This is a genomic window from Stenotrophomonas maltophilia (assembly GCF_013464485.1).
Lineage (GTDB): Bacteria > Pseudomonadota > Gammaproteobacteria > Xanthomonadales > Xanthomonadaceae > Stenotrophomonas > Stenotrophomonas maltophilia_AW.
Genome location: NZ_RAUX01000012.1, coordinates 39003 through 56380, shown reverse-complemented (window position 1 = coordinate 56380; position 17378 = coordinate 39003). Strand labels below are relative to the sequence as shown.

Genomic DNA, 17378 nt, shown 5'->3' with positions numbered 1-17378 from the left:
AGCATGGGCTCGGCTCTACAGATCAGGCATCACGCGCTCTCGTGCGCAGCCACGGCGTCCATCACCCGCGCCGAGTACACCAGCGCCGCACCGGCATTGAGCGACACTGCCACACCGAGCGCCTCGGCGATTTCCTCGCGGCTGGCGCCGTGCTTCAGCGCGGCATCCACGTGCACCGTGATGCAGCCGTCGCAGCGGGTGGTCACTGCCACCGCCAGCGCGATCAGCTCGCGGGTCTTCGCATCGAGATGGTTGGTCTGGGCACCGGCATTGGCCAGCGTGGCGTAGCCCTTCACCGTGTCCGGCGAAAGCTTGCCGATCTCACCGATGCGGCCCTTCAGTTCCTTGCGGTAGGCATTCCAGTCGAGCATGGGGTGACTCCTGTGAAAGGAGCTCCACGCTACCACCGGCAGTGTTGCGCCGATGCCTGCACCGGCGCGTCACAGCGTTGCACTGCCGGCCAGCGGCGGGCACTACCGGGCTCAGCGATTGCGCAGCGCGTGCACTGCGGGTGCGACCTGGGCCTGACGGTCCAGCTCCAGGCCAACCTGGTCCAGCGCATCGGCCAGCGCGGCAGCATCGTCATCACGCAACGTGGCGTGGCCGACCTTGCGGCCTTCGCGCGCTTCCTTGCCGTAGTCGTGCCAGTGGCCGCTGGCCTGACCCAGCACCGGCGCCGGATCGGGCATCGCGCCCAGCCAGTTCAGCATGCAGGCATGGCCGAGCATGCGGGTGCTGCCCAGCGGCAGGCCCAGCACCGCACGCAGATGGTTCTCGAACTGCGAGGTCTCGCTGCCTTCGATGGTCCAGTGGCCGGAGTTGTGCACCCGCGGCGCCATCTCGTTGGCCAGCAGTTCGCCATCGCGGCAGAACAGCTCCAGCGCGAACACACCGACGTACTGCAGGTGTTCGGCGACGCGACGGGCATAGCCGATCGCGGCCTGCTGCTCGGCGTCGGACAGCACGGCCGGGGCCACGCTGGCCGACAGCACGCCGTCGACATGCCAGTTGCCGGTGACCGGCCAGGCCTCGAAGCTGCCATCGCGGCCGCGCACGGCGACCACGCTGACCTCGCGCTGGAAGGCCACGAAGCCCTCCAGGATCAGGCCGGTACGCTCGACCTGCGCACCCAGTGCATCCCACGCGGCGTCGATGTCGGCTTCGCTGCGCAGGCGGAACTGGCCCTTGCCGTCGTAACCGAGGCGGCGGGTCTTGAGGATGCACGGCAGGCCGAACTCGGCGGCCTTCGCGGCCATCTCGTCACGGCTGCGGATGTCAGCAAAGGCGGGCAGCGGAATGCCCAGCTGCTGGAACAGGGTCTTTTCGCTCAACCGGTCCTGGGCCACCGCCAGCGCAGCCGGCGGCGGGTAGACCGGCACGCGAGCGGCCAGGAACTGCGCGCTGTCGGCCGGCACGTTCTCGAAATCGAAGGTGACCACATCGACCTTGGCAGCGAAGTCCGCCAGCGCCTGGCGATCATCGAAGGCGCCGACGGTGAGCGGCGCCAGCGGGCCGCTGCAGGCGTCGGCCGCCGGGTCATACAGCTCGAAGCGTAGCCCCAGCGGCGCACCGGCCAGGACCATCATGCGGGCGAGCTGGCCGCCGCCCAGGATGCCGACGGTCAGGCTCATTGGCGCGGATCGTCGTGGGCCATCACGTCTTCGGTCTGGCGTGCACGGAAGGCGTCGAGCGCCTGCCCGATCGCCGGCTGGTCGCTGGCCAGCATCGCGGCGGCGAACAGCGCGGCGTTGGACGCGCCGGCATTGCCGATGGCGAAGGTGGCGACCGGGATGCCGGCCGGCATCTGCACGATCGACAGCAACGAATCCATGCCGTTGAGGGCCTTGGACTGCACCGGCACGCCCAGCACCGGCACGGCGGTCTTGGCGGCGATCATGCCCGGCAGGTGCGCGGCCCCGCCGGCACCGGCGATGATCGCGCGCAGGCCACGCGGGCCTGCCTGCTCGGCGTAACTGAACAACACATCCGGCGTCCGATGCGCGGACACCACCTTCACTTCGAACGGAACACCCAGGGCTTCAAGCTTCTGGGCGGCGTGCTGCATGGTTTCCCAGTCGGAACGGGAACCCATGACGATGCCGACAAGCGGCGCGATCGGGTTGGGGGTCATTGGCCGTCACCTGCCTTAAAGACGTATTCTAGCCATCTTCCACGCAAGACGAAGAACCATGGATCGCAAGCTGCTCGACCTGCTGGTGTCGCCGGACACCCGCCAGCCCCTGTCCCTGCTGGATGGCAAGGGCCTGGAAGCCCTCAACAAGGCCATTTCCGCCGGTGCGGTGAACAAGGCTGATGGCAACCCGCTGGCGCAGCCGCTGCGCGAAGCGCTGGTCACCCGCGACCGCAAGCAGGTGTTCCGCGTCGACGACGGCATTCCGGTACTGCTGGCCGAGGAAGCCATTCCCACCGCCCAGATCGCCGACTTCCCGGCCGCATGAGCGCGCTGCCGACGCCGGATGCGGCCGTTGTCGCCGCCGATGTCGCGCGTGCGCTGGCCGAGGACCTGGGCAGCGGCGACGTCACCGCCGCCCTGCTGCCCGACCAGGCCGACAGCGCTTACCTGCTGTGCAAGCAGGACGCGGTGATCGCCGGCCGCCCCTGGTTCGACGCCACCCACCGTGCACTCGATCCGGACGTGCGCATCGAATGGCGCATCGAAGAGGGGGATGCGGTCGCCGCCGGTAGCGTACTGGCCCTGCTGCACGGGCGCAGCCGCAGCCTGGTCAGTGCCGAGCGCACCTCGCTGAATTTCCTGCAGACGCTGTCCGGCACCGCGACCAGCACCGCCCGCTATGTGGCGGCGGTGGCCGGCACCGGTACGCGCATCCTCGACACCCGCAAGACCCTGCCCGGCCTGCGCCTGGCGCAGAAGTACGCAGTGCGCTGCGGCGGCGGGGAGAACCACCGCTTCGGCCTGTACGACACCGTGATGCTGAAGGAAAACCACATCCGCGCTGCCGGTTCGCTGGCCGCGGCCGTGGCCGCCGCACGCCGTCAGTGGCCTGCCCTGCCACTGGTGGTCGAGGTCGAGGATCTGGCGCAGCTGCGCCAGGCACTGGAAGCCGGTTGCGAGCGCATCCTGCTGGATGACTTCAGCCCGGACCTGCGCCGCGAGGCCGTGCGCATCACGGCCGGCCGCATTCCGCTGGAAGTGTCCGGCAGCGTCGGCCTGGGTGGCCTGCGTTCGATCGCCGAGGACGGCGTGGACTGCATCTCCATTGGCGGCCTGACCAAGCACGTGCAGGCGATTGACCTGTCGTTGAAGCTGGGCCCGCCGCCAGGTTGAGGCCTACGGGACCTTGTAGAGCCGAGCCCACGCTCGGCTGCCTCTCGATCTGCAGCGAGCCCCGCACGCGCTGCGCGCGATGAGCCGAGCACAGGCTCGGCTCTACTGCATCCGGGGCGCCTTCACGGCTCGGCCACGCCTGCCTCTGCGACGCTGCCGGCATCCCCCACAGGAGCCGCGCATGCGCCGGATGCTCTTGCCTGCCTGTCTTCTGCTCGCGGCAGCCCCCTTGTCCGCAGCAGCCGCCGAAGCCTGCGATGTACCGCCCCGCTTCGGCCTGAGTCCGCTGGCGGTGGCCATCCGCAACACTGCTTGCAACGAGCACCGGCTCTGGTACCGGCCCTTCATCGACCGCGATGGCCGCGCCGCCAGCCTCAGTGTCACCGAAGCCGAAAGCGATCACCTGGCCGACAACGGCCTGATCGCCTGGCAGCGCGTGGCCGGCTACTGGCGCAACAGCGGCACGCTCAACGCGATGGGCAGCATCGTCGGCGCCAGCAGCTGCCTGGCACCGCTGGGCACGCGCTACACCGACAGCGACTGCCGCGCGTTCCTGATCGACAACCCGTGGTCAGCCGCCTTCATTTCGTGGGTGATGGTGCAGTCCGGCGTGCCCGGCTTCAACACCTCGCCGCGCCATATCGACTACATCCGCGCCGCTTACCAGGGTGGGCCTTCGGGCGTGCCCTACCGGCTGGTCGACCCGGCCACCGCCAAGCCCACACCGGGCGACCTGCTGTGCTTCCTGCGTGACCGCAGCACCACGCTCAGCTACAGCGGGCTGGTGCAGGCGCTGGGCAACGGCTCGGTGGGCCACTGGAAATCGCATTGCGAAGTGGTGGTGGCGGCCAACCTGGGGGGCGACCAGACCCTGTACCTGGTGGGTGGCAACGTGATGAACACCGTGGCGATGCGGTTGCTGCCGCTGGACCGCACCGGGCTGATCAAGTTGCCGCCCGCACGCGAACGCAACAGCACCGGCATCGACCCCAGCTGCACGCCCGGCCGCGAGGACGAATGCAGCTTCAACCGCCAGGACTGGGCAGCGCTGCTGCAGTTGACCGCCACATCACCGCTGGTGATGCCTTCGCCCACTGCCACGCCGCCGCAACCGACCCTCGTCCCGGCACAGCCTGCGTCGGGCGAACCTCGATCGACACGCTGATGCCGGCGCTTGATCCAGCGCGCGTTCGCCGCCATCTTTGCAGGATCGATACCTGACGGCTGACGCCATGCCCACCCTGCTGCTGTTGCTGATTGCCGGCGGAATCATCTATTTCTTCTGGAATGCCGCACGTTCGGCCGCCGAGCGCGCGGTCGAACTGGGCCGCAATGCCTGCCGCGCCGCCGATGTGCAATGGCTGGACCAGGCGGTGCACGCCACCGGCCTGCGCCTGTCACGCGGCGAGAATGGTCGGCTCGGTTTCGAGCGCACTTTCAAGTTCGAGTATTCCTACGATGGCATCGATCGCCACGTGGGCCGCATGGTGCTGCGCGGCGACCAGCTGATCTCGTTCACCGGCCCGGGGGCGGCGCGGATCAGCCAGATCCGGCCGGATGTGGATGATGCTGAGGATGTGTAAGGGCTGAAGGTGTGCCGGCCAACGGTCGGCACCCACACAATCCCGGCACCCACCGGTGAATCCTGCAAAGGAAAACGCCGCCCATCGGGGCGGCGTCGGAAACATTACTTGACCACGCGCAGGTTCGGGCGACCCTTCGGCGGCGGGCTGGCCGGCGGCGTATCGTCCGGCGGCGTGCCTTCCTCGTGCAGCAGCTCATCGCTGGTCGGAGCGGTGTCGTTGCCCGGAATATCGTCCGGCAGCGCCATGCCCTGCCCGGTCTCTCGGGCGTACACGGCCAGCACGGCGCTGATCGGTACCTGCACCGGATAGCTGGTGCCGGAGAAGCGCGCCGAGAAGCTCACCATCTCGTTGTCGATCATCAGCCGTACGACGGCACGCTCGGCGATGTTGAGCACGACCCGGCCATCCTTCACCGCCGAAGGCGGGACCTGCACGCCGGGAACGCCGGCGTCGACCAGGATGTGCGGGGTCAGCTGGTTGTCGTTGATCCATTCCACCAGCGCCCGCAGCAGGTACGGGCGGTGGCTGGTCATGTGGAAGAAGTCTTCGGTCATGCGTGAAGTGTACGCGCCCGGCGCCCCGCCGGGGCGGATCGCCTGCACGCCGGTCGGCGTGCAGACGGGTAAATCCCCCGGATCAGACCGGCAGATCGCGCAGTTTCTTTTCCTGCTCGGTCAAACTGCGCACGAAACCGGGGTGGCGGAAGATACGGTTGCCGTAGTCTTCGATCGCCTTGCCGTCCTTCGGCAGCGGTACGTCCAGCGACTGCAGGCGCCAGATGATCGGCGCCATCGCGCAGTCGGCCAGGCTCATTTCCGGATTGAGGAAGAACTTGCTGGCCTTGAACAACGGCAGCGAGGCGGTCAGCAGTTCCTTCAAGCGCTTGCGCCCGGCCTCGGCCTGGGTCTTGTTGCCCAGCTGGATGGCCTGCACCTGCGGCACCCAGTCGTGCTCGATACGCAGCATCGCCAGGCGGATGCGTGCGCGTGAGAGCGGATCAACCGGCATCAGCGGCGGATGCGGATAACGCTCATCCAGGTACTCGCTGACCACCGATGCGGCGTACAGCACCAGCTCGCGTTCGACCAGGGTCGGCACCGAATGGTACGGATTGAGGTCGATCAGGTCTTCAGGCGGGTTCTGCGGATCGACCGGAACGAAGTCGAACGTGACCCCCTTGGCCGCCAGCACCAGGCGCACACGGTGGCACAGCACATCGTCGTTCGAGGAAAACAGCGTCAGTGTATTGCGCATGCGTACGCTCGCCGCCATCAAAGGCTCTCCCACGACAGGAGACCGCCTGCCGCATCGGCGCCGCCGGCACCGTGCCAGCGATCGACTCCTCCCCGAGTGTGCAACCGACCATCACAAAAGCCAATAGGCCCGTGCGATGGTCGGCGGCAGAATCAGTGAACGTCCTTCCAGTATTCCTTCTTCAGCAGGTACAGCAGGAAGGTCAGCAGGGCCAGGAACAGGATCACCCACACGCCCAGCTGCTGGCGCTTGAGCGCGGCCGGTTCGCCGGCGTATTCGAGGAAGTTGGTGATGTCCCGCACCGCCTGGTCGTACTGGCCAGCGTCGACCGAACCCGGCGTTTCGATCTTCAGGCCGGTCACCGGCGGGTCCATCCCCGGCGCTTCAGGCTTGCCGTGCACGGCATGCTGCAGGCCCTGCATCTCCCACAGCGGGTTGGGCATGGACGCGTTGGCGAACAGCGCGTTGTTCCAGCCCAGCGGCCGGCTGCTGTCCAGGTAGAACGACTTGAGGTAGGTGTAGACCCAGTCGCTGCCGCGTACGCGCGAAATCAGGCTGAGGTCCGGCGGCATCTTGCCGAACCACTTCTCGGCATTCTCCTTGGGCATCGCCACCGGGATCGGGTCGCCGATCGCCGAGCCGGTGAAGTTGAGGTTGTTCATCACCTCTTCTTCGGTCAGGCCCAGGTCCTGCGCCATCCGCGAATAGCGCAGGTACTTCAGCGCGTGGCAGCCGGAGCAGTAGTTCATGTACAGCTGCGCGCCGCGCTGCAGCGAGGCACGGTCACCGAGGTCGTTGCCGGCCTGCAGCAGCTTGGTGCCACCTTCGGCGGCGGAGGCCAGGAAACTGCCCAGCATCAGGGTGGCCGTCAGGGCCAGCCGGACCATCCAGCGATCAGTCATGGGTGGTCACCCTCTCCGGTACCGGCTTGGTCTTGTCCAACCGTGTCCATAGCGGCATGGTGATGAAGAACGCGAAGTACAGGAAGGTCAGCACCCGCCCGATGTAGGTCTCGTGCACGTCCGTACCCGGGCCGGAGCCGATCACGCCCAGCCACACGAAGCACACCGCCAGCACGCCCAGCATCACCTTCGAGATCCAGCCGCGGTAGCGCACCGACTTCACCTTCGCCTTGTCCAGCCATGGCACCAGGAACAGGATCGCGATGGCCGAGAACATCACCAGCACGCCACCCAGCTTGTTCGGCACCACCCGCAACATCGCGTAGTAAGGCGTGTAGTACCAGACCGGCTTGATGTGTTCCGGGGTCACCAGGCGGTTGGCCTCGGTGAAGTTGTCGTGCTCCAGGAACAGGCCACCGAAACCGGGCGCGAAGAAGATGATGAAGGCGGCGATGATCAGCAGGAAGCCGGCACCGACGCCATCCTTGAGCGTGTAGTACGGGTGGAATGGAATGCCGTCGGCCGGCGCGTTCGGCGACCAGCGGTTGCCCTTCGGCCCCTTCTTGATCTCCACGCCATCGGGGTTGTTCGAACCCACTTCGTGCAGCGCGCCCAGGTGCAGCACCACCAGCAGCAACAGCACCAGCGGCAATGCGATCACGTGCAGCGCGAAGAAGCGGTTGAGCGTGGCGTCACTGGGCAGGTAGTCGCCCATGATCCATTCGGTCAGGCCGTTGCCGATCACCGGTATCGCACCGAACAGCGAGATGATCACCTTGGCGCCCCAGAACGACATCTGGCCCCACGGCAGCACGTAACCCATGAAGGCCTCGGCCATCAGCACCAGGTAGATCAGCATGCCCAGGATCCAGACCAGCTCGCGCGGCTTCTGGTAGCTGCCGTACAGCAGGCCGCGGAACATGTGCAGGTAGACCACGATGAAGAACAGCGAGGCCCCGGTGGAGTGCATGTAGCGGATCAGCCAGCCCCACTCCACGTCCCGCATGATGTATTCAATGGAACCAAACGCCTCGGCGGCGTTGGTCTTGTAGTGCATCGTCAGGAAGATGCCGGTGACGATCTGGTTGACCAGCACCAGCAGCGCCAGCGAACCGAAGTAGTACCAGATGTTGAAGTTCTTCGGCGCGTAGTACTCGCTCACATGCTTGCGGTAGACCGGCATCAGGCCAGGCGCGCGGGCATTGACCCAGTCGGCGACGCCGCTGGCGGTACGGCTGAGGATATTGGCCATCAGGCAGCCCCCTGCGGATCGACACCGATGATGATGGTGTTGTCGTCCTGGTAGTGGTGCGCGGGCACCTTCAGGTTGATCGGTGCCGGCACGTCCTTGAAGACACGACCGGACATGTCGAAGCGCGACTTGTGGCAGGGGCAGAAATAGCCGCCCTTCCACTGCGGGTCGTAGGGTTCAGGCCGGATCTCGGCGACCATTTCCGGCGAGCAGCCCAGGTGCGTGCACAGGCCGACCAGCACGGAGATGTCCGGCTTGATCGAGCGCAGCTCGGGATTCTGCTTGAGCACGTAGTCCGGCTGCTGGTCCTTCTCGCCGGACTCGGGGTCCTTGAGACGGCCATCCAGCCCGTGCAGCGCATCGAGGATCGCCTTGGACCGCTTGACGATCCAGATCGGCTGGCCACGCCATTCCACGATCAGGCGTTGGCCTTCCTGCAGGGCGCTGATGTCGGCCACCACCGGTGCGCCGGCAAGCTTGGCGCGGGCACTGGGGTTCCAGGATTTGATGAAAGGAACTGCGGTGAATCCGACGCCGACGGCGCCCACCACGGCTGTGGTGGCAGAAAGAAAACGCCGACGTCCGGTGTTGACTGGATCGTGTACCCCATCGTTGGCCATCCGGCACTCCGATATTGATTAGGTAGCTTTAAGGCTGCCAGCGGATCCGGTGGGGGCCAGAGCCGCATTGAATCATGGGCGAGTGTAGCGGAACCGTCGCGCGCCACACAACGCATTGCAACAACATTGAATTGCGGGGTTGCCGGCCAGCGGCCGGCACTACCATTCAAACGCGTGCCGACCAACGGTGGGCACCTACTGGTGACTCAGTGCGGTGCGGTAACGCTCGGCCAACTGACCGACCCGGCGCACGTAGTACTGGGTCTCGCTGTAGGGCGGCACGCCGCCGTGGCGGTCGACCGCGCCCTCTCCAGCGTTGTAGCCGGCCGCGGCCAGGGTCAGGTCGCCATTGAAGCGCTTCAGCAACCACGCAAGATACTGAACGCCGCCGCGGATGTTCTGCCCGGCGTCATAGGAATCGCTTACGCCGAAGCGCGCGGCGGTCGGCGGCATCAGCTGCATCAGGCCCTGTGCACCGGCACGGCTGAGCGCGGTCGGGTTGTAGGCCGACTCAGCATGGATGATGGCGCGCACCACCGCCTCCTCCACGCCGAACTCGCGCGCAGCCGACGTGATCTCGGCCTGGAAGGCCGAGGTGTTCAACCGTACCGTGCCGAAGTCCACGCGCGGGGTGACACCGCAGGCGTAGCAGCGCTCCATGAAGCTGTAGCGGATGGTCCGCACCGGGCCAAGATTGGCCACCTGGGTCGGGCGCGCACTGGTGTAGTGCCGCACGCCGTCCTTCATGAAGGAATAGACCTGGCCGCTGACCATGCGCCCGGTCCGCGAGGGCGTCGGTGCGGCGACGGGTGCTGGCGCAGCCGGCGTCGGTGCGACCTGGGGGGGCGCAGCGGCGCTGGCGGCTACGGCGACCGGATTGCGTTCGATGCTGGCGACAGTGGTCGGCGCAGGCTTCGGTGCAGCCACCACCGGGCGCGGTGCCGGGCGGGTGTCACGGGTATAGCTGATGGTGCTGCAGCGCGCGCCGGCCACCCGCTTGCTCACATAACTGGTGACGCCGTCAGCGCCCTGGCACTTGTACAGGGTCCCGGCGCTGGCCGGCGCAGCGGTCAGCGCAGCGATGATGATCGCCGTTGTCCCCAGTATCCCCTTCATGGCGGCGAGTGTCCCAGCTTCGCCGGGGCTTGCCAAGCGATGTGGCTCAGCCTGTGACCGGCGGCACAGCCAGCAGCTGGCCGAGGCCCGCCAGGCGCTGTGCCAGTTCGTCGCGCAGGCCTGGCGGGGTGGTCCAAAGCGCCACCGGTATGTGGTCCAGGCTGAGGATCTGCGCCAGCATCATGCCGCGGCTCTCGGCGCCCATGCGCAGCAGGCAGTGGTCGGCACCATCCGCTTCCAGCACCCCGCACCACGGCGGGATGTGGCCTTCCAGCTCGGAATGGCTGCCGGCCAGGCGGAGGATGGCCTGCAGCGCGAACGGCGCCTGGCTGACCGCCTGCCGCACCATCACGTCCGGGGGCGCTGGCGTGCGCCGATGCAGGCCGGGCCCGGAACATTCGCGCACCGCGCCCATGCGGTCCACGCGCAGGGTGCGCCAGTCCTGGCGTCCCAGGTCCCAGGCCAGCAGGTACCAGCGCCGGCCATAGTTGACCAGGTGCTGGGCCTCGACTTCGCGCTGGGTGACCGCGTCCTGCGCACTGCGGTACTCGAAGGCCAGCCGCGACGCCTGCCTGCAGTGCTGCGCCAGCCGCCCCAGCAGGCGGGCGTCGGTGGCGGGCAGATCCGACAGGGTGGCGGTGGCGGCATGCACTTCGCCGGCCTGCTGGCGACGGCGGGTGGGCACCAGCGGATCCAGCTTGGACAGCAGGCCACGCGCGGTGTCGTCGATGCCGGCAACGGTGGCCGACGCCGCGCGCAGGGCGATGGCCAGCGTGGTCGCCTCTTCTTCATCCAGCAGCATCGGCAGTACCGGTGCTCCCGACCCCAGCTGGTAACCGCCCCCTACCCCGGCCGAGGCCTGCACCGGGTAGCCAAGTTCGCGCAGGCGCTCGATGTCGCGGCGGATGCTGCGCCGGCCCACGCCCATGCGCTCGGCCAGCTCAGCGCCGGACCACTGCCGGCGGGCCTGCAACAGGGCGATCAGGCGCAGCAGTCGATGGGCGGTATGGCGCATGAAGGATCGAGGACAGAAGTCGTCCGCAATAGTGCCTCAGGATGGGCTCCAGTTCACCACCCACTGCAAGGAGCACTGCCATGACCTCTCGCCAGATCACCCTGTACCACGCCGCCCGTTCCCGCTCGAGCGGCGCGGTGGCCCTGCTCGAAGCGCTCGGTGCCGACTACCGCATGCAGGTGCTGGACCTGAAGGCCGGCGCCAACCTGGCCCCGGCCTACCTGGCCATCAACCCGATGGGCAAGGTACCGGCCATCGTCCACAACGGTGCGCTGGTCACCGAGCAGGTGGCGATCTACCTGTATCTGGCCGACCTGTACCCGGAAGCGGGGCTGGCCCCGCCGATCGGTGATGCCCTGCGCGGCCCCTACCTGCGCTGGATGGCCTTCTACGGCGCGTGTTTCGAGCCGGCGATGATCGACCGCGCGATGCGTCGCGATCCCCCGCCGCATGCTTTTTCGCCTTACAACGACGCCGATACCGTGCTGCAGGTGATCGAGGCGCAGCTGGCGCAGGGGCCCTATCTGCTGGGCGAGACCATGAGCGCGGCGGATGTGCTGTGGGGCAATGCCCTGCAGTGGACCACGGCCTTCGGCCTGGTGCAGCCGGCGCCGGCAACGGCCGCGTTCATCGCCCGGATGGCGGAACTGACCGCATTCGACCGCTCGCGGCAGATCGATGCGGAGCTGGTGGCGGCGTAAGAGGCACCCGCCGGGCTTCCCTTGTAGCGCCGAGCCCGCGCTCGGCTGGTTTCAATAGAAGCGGGAAGAGCAGCCGAGCGTAGGCTCGGCGCTACAGGGGCGCGGCGGGGCGCAGGATGCGGGTAGAATTGCCGCCTTTCCCGCCACCCGAATGGATTAAGCGCCATGACCGGGACGCCAGACGTCTTTCCGCCCGCCACGCCGGGCGGTACCCCGCTCGTTGCCCTGCCCACTGGTCCGCGCAAGCCCGACCAGGTGAAAGGCAAGCTGTACATCAAGACCCACGGTTGCCAGATGAACGAGTACGACTCGGCCAAGATGGCCGACGTGCTCGCTGCCAGTGATGGCCTGGAACTGACCGATACCCCGGACGACGCCGACGTCATCCTGGTCAACACCTGCTCCATCCGCGAGAAGGCGCAGGAGAAGGTGTTCAGCCAGCTGGGCGTGTGGAAGGGCCTGAAGAACAAGGGCCGCGAGGTCATCATCGGCGTCGGCGGCTGCGTCGCCTCGCAGGAAGGCGAAGCGATCATCAAGCGCGCGCCGTTCGTGGACCTGGTGTTCGGCCCGCAGACCCTGCATCGCCTGCCGGAACTGATCCGCGCGCGCCGCGAGCAGAAGCGCCCGCAGGTGGACATCAGCTTCCCCGAGATCGAGAAGTTCGACCGCCTGCCGGAGCCGCGCGCCGAAGGTGCTTCGGCGTTCGTGTCGATCATGGAAGGTTGCTCCAAGTACTGCTCGTTCTGCGTGGTGCCCTACACCCGCGGCACCGAGGTCAGCCGCCCGTTCGAGGACGTGGTGGTGGAAGTGGCCCAGCTGGCCGCGCAGGGCGTGCGCGAGATCAACCTGCTCGGCCAGAACGTCAATGCCTATCGCGGCCCGTATGGCGACGGCGAGTTCGCCGACCTGGGCCTGCTGATCCGCACCATCGCCGAGATCGACGGCGTCGGCCGCATCCGCTTCACCACCTCGCATCCGCTGGAGTTCAGCGATTCGCTGATCGATGCGTTCCGCGACGTGCCGCAGCTGGCCAACTTCCTGCACCTGCCGGTACAGGCCGGCAGCGACCGCGTGCTGTCGGCGATGAAGCGCGGCTACACCGCGCTGGAATTCAAGTCGAAGATCCGCAAGCTGCGCGCGGTGCGCCCGGACATCTCGATCAGTTCGGACTTCATCGTCGGTTTCCCCGGCGAGACCGATGCCGACTTCGAGAAGACCATGAAGCTGATCGAGGACATCGGCTTCGATCACAGCTTCTCCTTCATCTATTCGCGCCGCCCGGGCACGCCGGCTGCGGATCTGGAAGACACGATCAGCGATGCCGAGAAGCACGCGCGCCTGTCGCGCCTGCAGGAGCGCATCAATGCACACGCCGCCGGCATCTCCGAGAAGATGGTCGGCACCGTGCAGACGGTGCTGGTGGAAGGCCCTTCGCGCAAGAATCCGAACGAACTGACCGGCAAGACCGAGAACATGCGCTCGGTGAACTTCCCGGCGCCGGCGCGCTTGATCGGCCAGTTCGTGGATGTGGTGATTACCGAAGCACTGACCAATTCGCTGCGCGCGCGGGTGGTGGCGGAGTAAAGTCAGGGTGTGCCGACCAACGGTCGGCACCCACCGGAAATGATGCCGGCCAGCGGCCGGCACTACCGGATGGCATGCCTTCAATCCAGGCGCTTGCGGAAACGCAGGATCGCCAGCGTCATCATCACCACGATGAAGGCCAGCAGCGCCAGCGCGTCGTGCCACAGCTCCCACAGCGAGGCGCCGCGCAGCATGATGCCGCGCACCAGGCGCAGGAAGTGGGTCAGCGGCAGCACTTCGGCCAGCCACTGCACCGGCCGTGGTATGCCGGCGAACGGGAACATGAAGCCGGACAGCAGGATCGACGGCAGGAACAGGAACAGCGTCATCTGCATCGCCTGGAACTGCGAGCGCGCGCGCGTGGAGATCAGCAGGCCCAGCGCGAGGTTGGCCAGCACCAGCAATACCGCAGCCAGGTAGATATCCAGCAGGCTGCCGCGGATCGGCACCTGGAACAGCCAGGTGCCCAACACCAGCACCAGCGTGGTCTGCAGCAGGCCAATGGCCGCATAAGGCAGCACCTTGCCCACCATCAGTTCGCTGCGCGAGACCGGCGTGGCGATCAGCAGCTCCATGTTGCCGCGCTCGCGTTCGCGCACCACCGCCACCGCCGTGAACATCACCAGGGTCATGGTCAGGATCACTCCGATCAGCCCCGGCACGATGTTCACCGCCGAGCGCCGCTGCGGGTTGTAGAAACTGGTCACGCTGACCTGGCCGCTGGCGATGCTGCCTTCGCGCAGCGGCCGTGTGTTGCTGGTCGGGCGCGTGTCGAGCGGCACCTGCGCCAGCTGGATCGCCGCACTCTGCACCACGGTGTCGCTGCCATCGACCAGCACCTGTACCGCTTCGCGCCCATCGAAACGGCGACGCTCGAAATCTGCCGGCACCACGATGCCGACACTGATCTCGCCGCGGCGCAGCGCCTGCATCAGCTGGTCCGGACTGTAGGCTTCGCTGCGCGGGGTGATCACACCGGTGGCGACCATGTCCTGCACCAGCGCGCGCGAGGCTGCGCTGTTGGCCTGGTCGGCCACACCCGCATCAAGGTGGCGCAGGTTGAGATTGATCGCATAGCCGAACAGCAGCAGCTGCATCACCGGAATGCCGACGATCATCGCCAGCGTGATGCGATCACGGCGCAGCTGCCGCAGTTCCTTGAGCATGATCGCCCACAACCGACGCAGGTTCATGCCGCCGGCTCCCGGTCACGACCGCGGGTGGCGGCGACGAACACGTCTTCCAGATTCGGCGCCACCGCCTCGATGCGCGCCTGCGGATCGGCACCGGCCAAGGCGCGCTGCAAGGCGGCCATGTCGGCCGCGTCTTCACTGCACAGTACGCGCAGCTGCGTGCCGATCTGCGCCACGCTCAGCACCCCGGGCAGTTCGGCCAGCGCGCGGCTGGCCTGGCGTGGCTGCGAAGAGGTGACCTGCAGCGTGCGCCCCTGCAACCGCGCGCACAGTTCGGCCGGCGTGCCATCGGCCACCAGCGCGCCGCGATCGAGGATCGCCAGCCGGTGGCAGCGCTCGGCCTCGTCCATGTAGTGGGTCGAGACCAGCACCGTGGTGCCGGCGTCGGCCAGTTCGAACAGCGCCTCCCAGAAGTCGCGGCGCGATTCCGGGTCGACCGCACTGGTCGGTTCGTCGAGGAACAACAGTTCGGGCCCATGCACCACCGCACCGGCCAGGGCCAGGCGCTGCTTCTGCCCGCCGCTGAGCGTGCCGGCCAACTGCGGCTGCCGGTCCTGCAGCCGATACTGCTGCAACAGTGCATCGACGCGCTGCCGGGCCTGCGCGCGCGGCAGATCCTGGATGGCGGCCAGGAACTCCAGGTTCTCGCGCACCGACAGGTCTTCGTACAGCGAAAAGCGCTGGGTCATGTAGCCGATGCGCCGACGCAGCGCTTCGGCCTGTTCGGGCACAGCGAGGCCGAGCACCTCGATCTGACCCGCACTCGGTTCCAGCAGGCCGCACAGCATGCGGATGGTGGTCGACTTGCCCGAGCCGTTCGGGCCGAGGAAGCCATAGACCTGGCCACGCGGTACCGTCAGGTCGACATTGTCCACGGCCAGCAGATCGCCGAAGCGCCGGGTCAGGCCCTGCGCACGCACGGCAATGTCCTCGCCGGTGTTCAGAAGCTCACCCGCACCGGCAACCCGGCCGGCAGTTTCTGCATGTCGGTCGCCTCGTCCACTTCGATCTCGGCCAGGTAGCTCAGCCGCGCGACGTCGTCGCCGGTCAATGCGTAGTACGGCGTAAATGAAGGCTCGCTGCGGATCGAGCGCACATGCCCCTTCAACGCAGCGCCCTGCCCTTCCAGATGCACCTGCGCGGCCTGCCCGACCTTGACCTGCAAACGTAGCGGCTGCGGCAGGTAGACGCGCGCATAAGGACGCTCGCCAACCAGCATCACCGCCAGTGGGGCACCCACCGGGGCCTGGTCGCCCTGCCGGTACGGCAAGGCATCGACCACGCCATCGCGGGGGGCGCGCAGCTGCAGCTTCTGCAGGTTGACGCCCTGCACCACCTGCTGTGCCTGCGCAGCGTCCGCCGCCGCCTGGCCCTGCGCGATGTCCTGCGCGCGGCTGCCATGCACCAGCTCCAGCCAGGCCTGCTCGGCGGCGCGCACGCTGGCCTCGGCATTGCCGGCGGCCGCCCGCGCGCGGTCCAGCTCGGCGGCGGCGATCAGGCGCTGGCGTGCCAGCGGCTGCACCCGCCGGTAGTAGGCACTGGCCTCGACGGCCTGCGCGCGCAGTGCGGTCAGCTGCGCCTGGGCTTGCGCGATCTGCTCCTGGCGCGGGCCGATCTTCAGTTCTTCCAGCTGCGCCTGCGCACGCGCGGTGTCGGCCTGTGCGGCGGCGAACTGGGCGTCACCGCGGGCCGGGTCCAGCTGCATCAGCACGGTGCCGGCCTTGACCTGCTGGCCTTCTCGCACCTCCACCGCTGCAATCACTTCGGCCGCCGGGGCCGGCACGGTGACCCGGTCCCATTCCAGCGTTCCCAGTGCAGTCGGTGGCGCCTGGCCACAGCCTGCCAGCAGGGCCAGGCCCACCAATCCGAACCCACGCATGCCGTTGCCCATGTCCATCCCCTCCAGCGACGGCGCTACGGTGCCATCTGCCCCGTGCACCCGCGATGATGCCGATCCGCCCTGGCGGTTTTTTCGCCACGCCCTGGCAGGCCTTGTGCCGTCAGGGTCTGGTCCACCTATCCACAGGTTGATTCGGCATCATTCCACAGCTGGTGTGGAAAAGCGGCAGGAGGATGGCCGGATTGCTCGCTTGGCAATGGAACGTGCGCCGGCGGCAGGATGGATCGCGCAGCGGCGGAGCCGGTCAATCCTTGCAACAGGGTCTGCTGCACCCAGTACTGCTGCTTCAGCACGGCACCGTCGAACAGGCTGCCTTCCGGATGCACGGGCAAGGTGATGTACACATGGAAGCCCTGTCCGGCCACGATGGCGCGACGGATGCGCGCGGCGATGGCCGCCACCAGCGGGTTGCTGGCCGCCGTCTTCACGCCCTGCTTGCGCTTCACCAGGTCCTGCACGACGCCGGTTTTGCCGATCCGGCCACTCATGGCCACGCCCTTGTCGACGTAGCCGACCTTCTTCTTCTCCGCTTCGGTCATGGGCCGCCGTTCGCCGCCCTTGATCGCCGTCTCCACCGTCCTGCCCGCTTCAGCGTCGGACCAACCGCATTCGGAAATCAGGAACTGGGTCTCGAGGTAGACAAAAGCGCGCGCCGAGGCGATGCAGTTGACCATCGCATCAAGGATGGAGTGCATTGGCTGGTTGCGCTCCCAGTACGGCTGCAGGCAGCTGGCATCGTCCAGGTTCAGGCCGAGTTCCTTGCAGCCCTTCTTCTCCAGCGCATGCAATGCCGTGCCCGAGGAACGCACGATCTGTACGGTGACGTCGCCGGCTGTGCCCGGCCGGGCCAGGTTACCGAACAACGCCTGCATGCCGCCCATCGACTGCAGCCATTGATCGCTCAACGGCGTCAGTTCCATGCCACGTGCCAGCGTGGTCTGCTCCGGC

General features: G+C 67.5%; 20 protein-coding genes. 6 read left to right on the top strand and 14 right to left on the bottom strand.

Annotated features, from left to right (window positions below; genetic code table 11):
• Window positions 1-29 precede the first annotated feature (29 nt).
• The 3 genes from D7Y61_RS05865 to purE all read right to left on the bottom strand — a co-directional run bounded on the left by D7Y61_RS05865 (window position 30) and on the right by purE (window position 2131).
• Window positions 30-371: a carboxymuconolactone decarboxylase family protein gene (locus D7Y61_RS05865; protein ID WP_004152082.1), complete on the bottom strand. Its 342-nt coding sequence runs from the start codon at window positions 369-371 to the stop codon at window positions 30-32.
• 111 nt (window positions 372-482) lie between these two features.
• A complete protein-coding gene (locus D7Y61_RS05860; RefSeq protein WP_180865504.1) occupies window positions 483-1631 on the bottom strand; it encodes a 5-(carboxyamino)imidazole ribonucleotide synthase in 1149 nt (382 codons plus the stop codon).
• Window positions 1628-2131, bottom strand: a complete 504-nt coding sequence (gene purE, locus D7Y61_RS05855) for a 5-(carboxyamino)imidazole ribonucleotide mutase (RefSeq protein WP_005412808.1) — start codon at window positions 2129-2131, stop codon at window positions 1628-1630. Before purE ends, D7Y61_RS05860 begins: the two co-directional genes overlap by 4 nt.
• A gap of 58 nt (window positions 2132-2189) precedes the next feature.
• Between purE and D7Y61_RS05850 the strand changes: the two genes are divergently transcribed.
• From D7Y61_RS05850 to D7Y61_RS05835, 4 genes are all read left to right on the top strand, one after another.
• Window positions 2190-2459, top strand: a complete 270-nt coding sequence (locus tag D7Y61_RS05850; protein ID WP_005408847.1) for a Trm112 family protein — start codon at window positions 2190-2192, stop codon at window positions 2457-2459.
• Window positions 2456-3307: a carboxylating nicotinate-nucleotide diphosphorylase gene (nadC, locus tag D7Y61_RS05845; RefSeq protein ID WP_180865503.1), complete on the top strand. Its 852-nt coding sequence runs from the start codon at window positions 2456-2458 to the stop codon at window positions 3305-3307. Before D7Y61_RS05850 ends, nadC begins: the two co-directional genes overlap by 4 nt.
• Before the next feature lie 181 nt (window positions 3308-3488).
• Complete coding sequence (locus D7Y61_RS05840) at window positions 3489-4472, top strand: DUF2272 domain-containing protein (RefSeq protein ID WP_180865502.1); 984 nt, start codon at window positions 3489-3491, stop codon at window positions 4470-4472.
• A gap of 67 nt (window positions 4473-4539) precedes the next feature.
• Window positions 4540-4890, top strand: coding sequence for a DUF3301 domain-containing protein (locus D7Y61_RS05835; protein WP_180865501.1), 351 nt, complete (start codon window positions 4540-4542; stop codon window positions 4888-4890).
• A gap of 104 nt (window positions 4891-4994) precedes the next feature.
• On the opposite strand, the gene D7Y61_RS05830 is transcribed toward D7Y61_RS05835, so the two are convergent.
• From D7Y61_RS05830 to D7Y61_RS05800, 7 genes are all read right to left on the bottom strand, one after another.
• Window positions 4995-5447 (bottom strand): ClpXP protease specificity-enhancing factor, encoded by a 453-nt coding sequence (locus tag D7Y61_RS05830; protein ID WP_164146652.1) that lies wholly within the window; start codon window positions 5445-5447, stop codon window positions 4995-4997.
• Window positions 5448-5529: 82 nt separating this feature from the next.
• Window positions 5530-6165 carry a glutathione S-transferase N-terminal domain-containing protein gene (locus tag D7Y61_RS05825; RefSeq protein WP_005415948.1) on the bottom strand — a complete coding sequence of 212 codons (636 nt, stop codon included), beginning with the start codon at window positions 6163-6165 and terminating at the stop codon, window positions 5530-5532.
• A gap of 134 nt (window positions 6166-6299) precedes the next feature.
• On the bottom strand, window positions 6300-7049 hold the full coding sequence (locus D7Y61_RS05820; protein WP_057503585.1) for a cytochrome c1: 750 nt from the start codon (window positions 7047-7049) through the stop codon (window positions 6300-6302).
• Window positions 7042-8301, bottom strand: coding sequence for a cytochrome b (locus tag D7Y61_RS05815; RefSeq protein ID WP_180865500.1), 1260 nt, complete (start codon window positions 8299-8301; stop codon window positions 7042-7044). Before D7Y61_RS05815 ends, D7Y61_RS05820 begins: the two co-directional genes overlap by 8 nt.
• Complete coding sequence (gene petA / locus D7Y61_RS05810) at window positions 8301-8921, bottom strand: ubiquinol-cytochrome c reductase iron-sulfur subunit (RefSeq protein ID WP_004151998.1); 621 nt, start codon at window positions 8919-8921, stop codon at window positions 8301-8303. The genes D7Y61_RS05815 and petA overlap by 1 nt, the downstream gene beginning before the upstream one ends.
• Window positions 8922-9116: 195 nt before the next feature.
• A complete protein-coding gene (locus D7Y61_RS05805) occupies window positions 9117-10037 on the bottom strand; it encodes a lytic transglycosylase domain-containing protein (RefSeq protein WP_180865499.1) in 921 nt (306 codons plus the stop codon).
• Between the two features lie 46 nt (window positions 10038-10083).
• On the bottom strand, window positions 10084-11052 hold the full coding sequence (locus D7Y61_RS05800) for a helix-turn-helix transcriptional regulator (protein WP_180865498.1): 969 nt from the start codon (window positions 11050-11052) through the stop codon (window positions 10084-10086).
• Window positions 11053-11132: 80 nt separating this feature from the next.
• Between D7Y61_RS05800 and D7Y61_RS05795 the strand changes: the two genes are divergently transcribed.
• On the top strand, window positions 11133-11753 hold the full coding sequence (locus D7Y61_RS05795; protein ID WP_180865497.1) for a glutathione S-transferase family protein: 621 nt from the start codon (window positions 11133-11135) through the stop codon (window positions 11751-11753).
• A 165-nt stretch (window positions 11754-11918) separates the two neighbouring features.
• On the top strand, window positions 11919-13337 hold the full coding sequence (miaB, locus tag D7Y61_RS05790; protein WP_180865496.1) for a tRNA (N6-isopentenyl adenosine(37)-C2)-methylthiotransferase MiaB: 1419 nt from the start codon (window positions 11919-11921) through the stop codon (window positions 13335-13337).
• Between the two features lie 80 nt (window positions 13338-13417).
• Here miaB and D7Y61_RS05785 read toward each other — a convergent pair whose 3' ends face one another.
• From D7Y61_RS05785 to D7Y61_RS05770, 4 genes are all read right to left on the bottom strand, one after another.
• Window positions 13418-14530, bottom strand: a complete 1113-nt coding sequence (locus D7Y61_RS05785; RefSeq protein WP_180865495.1) for an ABC transporter permease — start codon at window positions 14528-14530, stop codon at window positions 13418-13420.
• Complete coding sequence (locus tag D7Y61_RS05780) at window positions 14527-15450, bottom strand: ATP-binding cassette domain-containing protein (protein ID WP_180865494.1); 924 nt, start codon at window positions 15448-15450, stop codon at window positions 14527-14529. The genes D7Y61_RS05785 and D7Y61_RS05780 overlap by 4 nt, the downstream gene beginning before the upstream one ends.
• Window positions 15451-15470: 20 nt before the next feature.
• Entirely contained in the window at window positions 15471-16427 is a 957-nt protein-coding gene (locus tag D7Y61_RS05775; RefSeq protein ID WP_180865493.1) for an HlyD family secretion protein, read from the bottom strand.
• A gap of 119 nt (window positions 16428-16546) precedes the next feature.
• Window positions 16547-17350, bottom strand: a complete 804-nt coding sequence (locus tag D7Y61_RS05770) for a hypothetical protein (protein ID WP_180865492.1) — start codon at window positions 17348-17350, stop codon at window positions 16547-16549.
• Window positions 17351-17378 lie beyond the last annotated feature (28 nt).